7 protein-coding genes are annotated in these 7,121 nt (G+C 36.2%); 1 reads left to right on the forward strand and 6 read right to left on the reverse strand.

From position 1 onward, the window contains the following. Entirely contained in the window at positions 1 to 1,356 is a 1,356-nt protein-coding gene (gene trkA / locus HMPREF0631_RS02900) for a Trk system potassium transporter TrkA (protein ID WP_002843304.1), read from the reverse strand. Positions 1,357 to 1,605: 249 nt separating this feature from the next. Between trkA and HMPREF0631_RS02905 the strand changes: the two genes are divergently transcribed. Next, positions 1,606 to 2,325: a PepSY domain-containing protein gene (locus HMPREF0631_RS02905; RefSeq protein WP_002843219.1), complete on the forward strand. Its 720-nt coding sequence runs from the start codon at positions 1,606 to 1,608 to the stop codon at positions 2,323 to 2,325. A gap of 78 nt (positions 2,326 to 2,403) precedes the next feature. On the opposite strand, the gene HMPREF0631_RS02910 is transcribed toward HMPREF0631_RS02905, so the two are convergent. The 5 genes from HMPREF0631_RS02910 to HMPREF0631_RS02930 all read right to left on the reverse strand — a co-directional run bounded on the left by HMPREF0631_RS02910 (position 2,404) and on the right by HMPREF0631_RS02930 (position 6,892). Then, positions 2,404 to 3,462, reverse strand: a complete 1,059-nt coding sequence (locus HMPREF0631_RS02910) for a galactitol-1-phosphate 5-dehydrogenase (RefSeq protein WP_002843295.1) — start codon at positions 3,460 to 3,462, stop codon at positions 2,404 to 2,406. Between the two features lie 98 nt (positions 3,463 to 3,560). Continuing rightward, on the reverse strand, positions 3,561 to 4,601 hold the full coding sequence (locus tag HMPREF0631_RS02915; protein ID WP_002843197.1) for a zinc-binding dehydrogenase: 1,041 nt from the start codon (positions 4,599 to 4,601) through the stop codon (positions 3,561 to 3,563). Positions 4,602 to 4,788: 187 nt separating this feature from the next. Next, positions 4,789 to 6,063 carry a PTS galactitol transporter subunit IIC gene (locus HMPREF0631_RS02920; RefSeq protein WP_002843259.1) on the reverse strand — a complete coding sequence of 425 codons (1,275 nt, stop codon included), beginning with the start codon at positions 6,061 to 6,063 and terminating at the stop codon, positions 4,789 to 4,791. A 73-nt stretch (positions 6,064 to 6,136) separates the two neighbouring features. Then, positions 6,137 to 6,415 carry a PTS sugar transporter subunit IIB gene (locus tag HMPREF0631_RS02925; RefSeq protein ID WP_002843240.1) on the reverse strand — a complete coding sequence of 93 codons (279 nt, stop codon included), beginning with the start codon at positions 6,413 to 6,415 and terminating at the stop codon, positions 6,137 to 6,139. Positions 6,416 to 6,433: 18 nt separating this feature from the next. After that, the gene (locus HMPREF0631_RS02930) at positions 6,434 to 6,892 is read right to left on the reverse strand and encodes a PTS sugar transporter subunit IIA (RefSeq protein ID WP_002843207.1); all 459 of its coding nucleotides are present in this window, start codon (positions 6,890 to 6,892) and stop codon (positions 6,434 to 6,436) included. Between the last annotated feature and the right edge of the window lie 229 nt (positions 6,893 to 7,121).

The following is a 7,121-nucleotide window of genomic DNA, read 5'->3' on the forward strand; positions in this document are numbered from 1 at the left end:
CTACTCCACTATGTCATCAACATCACTGATATCTTGATGCTTAGTGACAATAATTATATTATCCTTGGCATTTACAATGTCGTTACCACTAGGGATTATTATACTGCCTTCCCTGACTATGCAGGCTAGCAATAGGTGCTTTCTAAGTTTTAAGTCAGCAAGTCTTTCACCGACAATTTTACTAGTCTCTCCTACTGAAAACTCAAGCACATCGACCTTGCCATCAACCATCCTGTAAAAACTGTTAAGTTTACTTCCGTATGAGGCTTCCATAGCCTTAACATACCTTAAAATTATACTGCCCGTTATGTCCTTAGGAGATATTACTGTATCTAAATTTAGGGTCTCTGTCATATTTAAAAATGTAGAATGACCCACCTTAGTTATGACCTTGCGAATATTTTTTGAATTTGCATACATAGACAGTATTATATTTTCTTCATCTATTCCTGTAAGGCAAACAAAGGCATCTACATCATCAATCCCCTCTTCTTCAAGCAACTGCTGGTCTGTTCCATCACCGTGAATAACGTCAACATATGGAAGTAGGTCTGCTATATTATTGCAGGCCTTTATATCCCTCTCTATAATTTTTATCTTTATATTTAGCTTTTTAAGACTCTCACATAGGTAATAGGCTATCTTGCCACCACCTATTAGCATAACTGTCTTAACCTTCCTCTTTAGGCCACCTATCCTTCCAAGGAAGTTCTCAAGTTCTAGGTGGGATGCTGCTATACTCAACTTATCTCCAGCTTCAAGGACTAGGTCACCATTTGGTATTATAACATCATTGGCCCTCTGAACAGCACAAATAAGGACTTTAAGATTAAACTTATGACTTATCTCCTTCATTTTCATTCCTACAAGTACAGAGTCTACACCAACCTTAAACTCTAGCAACTCGACCTTACCCTTGGCAAATGTCTCTACCTTTAGGGCAGATGGGAACCTCAGTATTCTGGATATCTCATTGGCTGCCACATATTCAGGATTGATAACCATACTAAGACCAAGATCGTCCTTTATATAGTTGAGTTGATTATAGTATTCAGGATTACGAACTCTTGCTATTGTATGCTTTGCCCCCAGTTTTTTGGCAAGTAAACAAGAGAACATATTAATCTCATCTGATGAAGTACAGCCTATCACTATGTCAGCTGCATCTACACCAGCCTCTTTTTGTATATCATAATTAATTGCATTACCATTGATACATGCAATATCTAAATAATTATTAATCTTTTGTATTACTTCAGGATTTTTCTCTATGACTGTAACATCATGCGATTCTTTTGATAGCTGCTCGATAATCTTGTTGCCTACCTTGCCACCACCAATAACGACTACTCTCACCTTCTACCTCCAAACCAATAATACATCTATATTTTAGACGTTTATTATATTCCTTGTTGTAAGATTGATTATAGCACATTACAATTTTAAATACTACAAATTTGCCCTTAATATAACTTACTTACTTTTCTTTGGATCATATATTAGATTTTTTTCATAAATTTTAATTTTTATTATCAGTAAAGAGGTTCTTTTATATAGATCTTTATTGTATAATTATATTGCTAGTTTTTTTAAGTGGAGGTAACTATGAATAAGAAAAATAAGAAGATACTTGCCCTAGGACTATGCAGTATTATGTGTATAACAAACGTAGGATGCAGTAGCTTAGGTAAAAAAGAATCAAAGAAAAACGTAGAAACAAACGTAGATTTGTCAAATATTAAAGATATCAGAACTGTAAAGGTAAACCAGGATCAGGCTATGCTGAGATTTACAACACAGAACAAGGCTGGCTCTATATCAAGCCTTATACTTAAGGAAAAAGATGGAAAATACATCTATTCAATAGACGGTATAGACAAAAAAGGCCAGGGAATAATCATGACTGTAGATGCTAAGACTAGTGATGTGATATCATCAAAGCCTATAGTAGCTGCAAGTGCTGAAAAAAAGGCCAACGTCTTAAACTTTTCAATCATCAAAGACTTAAAATTGGCTATACAGGCAGCATTCAAAAATGTAGACAGGGACGTTTATAGTCAGATAGATTCTTATAAATTGATGTATGCAAACAATAAGAACATATACAAGTTTACTTTTTCTAACGGAGAAACTGAAAAAGAAAAATCTAAGAAAAAGACTGTATATATAGATGCATCTAGTCTTAAGGCTATAGGCAAAGAAGAAGAAAGCCAGATTAGATCTTTTGAAGAATCATTAAACAATCCAACTCCTAAATCAAATGACAAGGCCAGTGCCACTAATTCACAGGACGGATCAGGTAAAGTAACAAAATCTACAAACTAATATCACAATAAACAGCCCCCTATATAATCAAAAATGATTGTATAGGGGTTTTATAGCTAAAAATCTAATATTTACTTTTTATTCTGGTTTACCATTTGGATAGAAAAGAACCTTGCCTATGCCTGGAGTTCTTTCTGCTATCTTTTCAAATATTTCAGGACCCTCACTTAGGTCTAACCTATGTGTTATAAGAGGTGATGGATCAACTGCTCCTGTCGCCATAAAATGCTCTGCACTCGTCCACTCTTTGCCTGGGAATGGTGAAGATACTGAGTTCCATGAACCAAATATTGTAAGTTCATTTCTAACTATTCTCTCAAAATAGAATCTCTCAATATTTATATCTCCATATGGTATTCCTAGGAATACTACCTTCCCACCCTTTTTAGCTAGGGCAAACACCTGGGCTGAAGTTATCTTTGAACCAGCAGACTCAACAGCAACATCTACACGTCTACCGTCAGTTATTTTTTCCAATTGTTCATGTGGAGGACCATCTAAAGAATTAATAGTGTGTGTAGCCCCTAGACTCATAGCTAGGTCCAACTTAGACTGGTCTATATCTATTGCAACGATCTTTCTAGCTCCAAATATTTTGGCCCACTGGATAGCCAATAATCCAATTGTTCCACATCCCATTACAGCTATATCATCCCCTGGCTGCAACTGAGTTTTATAAAGACCATGTAGTGCAACACAAGAAGGTTCTACCATAGATGCCTTTTCAAAGCTAACCTCGTCTGAAATTTTAAGGACATTTTCAGCAGGTAATTTTGTATACTGGGCAAAGCATCCAGGATCTTTGGCACCTATTACTTTTAGAACATCACATCTTGCAAATTCACCCTTCTTGCATGACTCACACTCTCCACAGTATAGTGTAGGACAACCTGTCACCCTGTCGCCAACCTTTAGGTTAGTCACACCAGGTCCAACCTTCTCAACTACACCTGAAAACTCATGTCCCCATACCATGCCTTCAATGTATGGACCAAGTAAAGAATACCTATGTCCATCTGAACCACAAATACCAGCAACCATTACCTTTATTATTACATCGTCATCTTTTATTATTTCAGGCATTGGAGCTTCTTCATACCTAATATCTCTAGCCTTATATAATCTTAAACTCTTCATTTATTTGCCTCGTTTTCTTATATCTTTTTATTTTTCTTACTCTAATGTAGAGTTTTAATATTTTTATATTCTTAAATATTTTTATATCTTTTCTTATCTTATAATTTTGAAGAATCGACTGCTACCTTAATTTCCTTACCAGCCATCAAGTCTTCTATACCTTCATGGAATTCACCTAGTCCAACAATCTTGGTAATTAGGACTTCTGTATCTACCTTGCCCGCTGCAAGTAGTTCTAAAGAAGTGACCCAAGCACTTGGCTTTTGTGATCTTGTACCAACATATGCTATTTCCCTCTGGATTATTGTTTCCTGGTCCATTTCATTGAACTTCTTGGCAAATATACCAAGCTGAACAAAAGTAGCCTTCTTCTTTAATAGTGGAAGGGCATCGTTTACTGCCGGCATAAATCCAGAACAGTCAAAGCCCTTATCTACACCATAGCCCTCAGTCATTTCCATAATTACATCTTTTAAAGACTCAGCTTGAACATTTACTGTCCTATCTACACCTAGTTTTTGGGCAAATTCAAGTCTTTCCTTGTCCTTTTCTATACCAGTCATTATAACTGTAGCCCCTTGAGATTTAACTACCTGAGCAAGTAGTAGTCCCATTGGTCCTGGTCCTATAATAAGTACCTTGTCACTTGGTTCTATTGTAGTCTTTTCCAATGCTGCATGGACACAGCATGCTAGGGGTTCTGTCAATGAAGCTGCAAGTAATGATACACTTTCTGGTAGTACATGGACACTCTCTTCCCTAGACAATACATACTCTGCAAATGATCCATTTACCTGAGTACCTATACCCTTTCTAGATGGGCAAAGATTGTAGTCTTTTGATGCACAATATATACACTCTTCACAAGTTTCAAAAGTTGTCTCTGATGTAACCCTGTCTCCTATCTTTACATTTTTTACATCTGGGCCAACCTCAACTACGACACCTGAAAATTCATGACCCAAAGTTACAGGAGTCTTTATGTTTGCATATTCTCCCTTGAAGGAATGAATATCAGATCCACAAATACCACTGTATGCCACCTTAATCTTTACCCTATCCCCATAAACCTGAGGTTCTTCTAGGTCTAATAACTCGACATTGTCATAACCTGGCCTTGCCTTTACCACTGCTTTCATCCTTTTCTCCTTTCGAATTACCATAATCATTTAATGCTAGCTCTAGCCACACTCAAACGACTATCAAACTAGCTATATTGTAATGACCTTAGCCATATATTGTAATTGACCTTAGCCATTTTGGAAAACATTTCCATATATAAAAACCCCTCTTTGTACACCTGTACAAAGAAGGGTTTTAATAAACTTAGAATAAGCCCATCGCCTTGACCATCTCTGAGAGCTTGTATATACCCCATTTATACAAGTTACCACCAGCATCTATAGAAGATACCATTGTAGTTCCCTTTGGTAGCATATTAGCCTGAGAAAGTAGCTCTGTATGTACAGGCGCAAGATCTGTTGCCATATATAATGATAGTGCTATTACTATTGTTCCTGTGATTACCGACTGTACTATGTTACCCTTTCTAAAGCATACGATGAATGCTATATAGAATGGTATAGTAGCCAAGTCACCGAATGGAAGTACCCTGTTACCTGGTAGTATTACTGCTAGGAATAGAGTTATAGGTACAAGTATTAGAGCTGTTGAAAGAACTGCTGGATGTCCAGTTGCAAGAGCTGCATCTAGACCTATGTATAGTTCTCTATCTCCATACTTAGACTGTAGGTAGTCTCTTACTGCCTCTGAAATTGGAATTAGACCTTCCATTAGTATCTTAACCATTCTAGGCATCAAGAACATTACTGCACCCATTGATATACCTGTATTAAATACCTTAGATACATCGTAGCCTGCTAGTCCACCAAGAACGAATCCTAGGATTATACCCATCATCATTGGTTCACCGAAGATACCAAATTTCTTCTGAATTGTATCTGGGTCTGTATGTATATTACCGATTACTGGTATCTTTTCTACTATTTTACCAACTAGGAAACCAAGTGGTGCGAAAGATGCTGTTGAACCTGTTGGTAAACAAACACCCTCAAGTCCATAGAAGTCTCCCACATACTTGGCTGTTTTGTCTGCCGTAAATAGTACCAATAATTCCATTATGATTGCACATATGATTGCCCATATATAACTTCCTGTTACAACGTAACCGAATGCACCGGCTACTATAAAATGCCAGTAGTTCCACAAGTCTATGTTTAGAGTCTTAGTCAACTTGAAGTAAATTAATATTAAGTTAACACCCAAACAAACTGGTATTATTATCGGTGCTACTGGTGATGCCCAAGTAGCTGATGCTGTTGTCGGCCAACCAACATCTATTACTGTCAATGAAAGACCGAAACGTTTTACCATTCCCTGTGCTGCTGGTCCTAGAGTTGAAGTTAGTAGGTTAACTACTAGTCCAATACCAACAAATCCTATACCTATTGTAAGACCTGACTTTAAGGCCTTGGTGAACTTAATCTTGAATACCATACCTAAGAATAGGATTGTAATCGGTAGGATTACTGTCGCACCCATGTTAAGTATGTACTGTACTACTGCTAATACTTTATCCATTTTCCCCTCCTGAGTTATAAATTATGTATAATAGCTTTTTGCTAATATAAACAGATAAATTAGATCGATTTTATTATACTAAGTGGTCTAGTATCTTCTGGTCTAGAGCCTTAGTGTTGATACCAGTGATGTATGATGTAGCTATTATTGCTGGTATCTTGTATGTAGTTGGCAATATTGTTGTAGAAACTATAAGGTCAGCTTCATCCTGTTTAGAAGCAACCTCAGCTATCTTACACTGGATTATTTCTGCATCTATGTTGTTGTCTTTTACTAACTGCTCAACCTTACCACATACTACTGTTGATGTTGCTATTCCTGCTCCACATGCTACTAAAATTTTCTTTTTCATTTTTCTACCTCCAAATAATTAAATGTTAAATATAATGTTTTCTAATTCTTCTTTACTAGACGAATTAATAATCTTTGCCATTGTTTCCTTGTTCTGGAATATGCCCATCAATTCTGTTAAAACTTCTAACTGACTGTGTGGCTGGTTTAAACCAAGCATAAATGCTGCTCTTACATCTAGTATAGCGCTTGCATCTTCCATAGAACTAAATTTTACTGGTTCCTTAAACACTGCTACAGCTATGAATTCTTCTTTTACATACTCTGCATCAGTGTGAGGTATAGCTACTGCAAAATCTTCTAGCTGGATACCTGTAGGGAAATTATCCTCTCTCTTCTTGACATTCACTTCAAACTCATCTGTCACCTTGCCTAGTGAACAGGCCTTCTGTGATAGTATTGTAAAAAATTCTCCCTTATCTGCTACAGATAAATCATAGAAAACTAATTCTTTTTTAAAATATTCCTTTAATTGCAAGTTTTTGTCCTCCTAACATAATCCATATAGCTGGCCTTTTGAGTAGCCAGTATATTTTCTAATGCCTTATATATAGCAACTACCGTGCCAACTTTGCACAAAAAAGTAAAATAACGTTTTTTTGTTTTCAATCAAGCTATAGCAAAGGTTTCGACTTTAATTTTTTTCAGAAAAATATTTTCCTAAACATAAAAAACAAATATAACAGAAAAAANANAATATATTATTA

It is taken from the genome of Peptostreptococcus anaerobius 653-L (assembly GCF_000178095.1).
Taxonomy (GTDB): domain Bacteria; phylum Bacillota; class Clostridia; order Peptostreptococcales; family Peptostreptococcaceae; genus Peptostreptococcus; species Peptostreptococcus anaerobius.

Excerpts from the sequence above, each read along its gene's own strand:
- HMPREF0631_RS02925 (WP_002843240.1), bottom strand. The coding sequence starts at position 6,415 with ATGAAAAAGAAAATTTTAGTAGCATGTGGAGCAGGAATAGCAACATCA.
- HMPREF0631_RS02920 (WP_002843259.1), bottom strand. The coding sequence starts at position 6,063 with ATGGATAAAGTATTAGCAGTAGTACAGTACATACTTAACATGGGTGCG.
- HMPREF0631_RS02905 (WP_002843219.1), top strand. The coding sequence starts at position 1,606 with ATGAATAAGAAAAATAAGAAGATACTTGCCCTAGGACTATGCAGTATT.
- HMPREF0631_RS02910 (WP_002843295.1), bottom strand. The coding sequence starts at position 3,462 with ATGAAGAGTTTAAGATTATATAAGGCTAGAGATATTAGGTATGAAGAA.
- HMPREF0631_RS02915 (WP_002843197.1), bottom strand. The coding sequence starts at position 4,601 with ATGAAAGCAGTGGTAAAGGCAAGGCCAGGTTATGACAATGTCGAGTTA.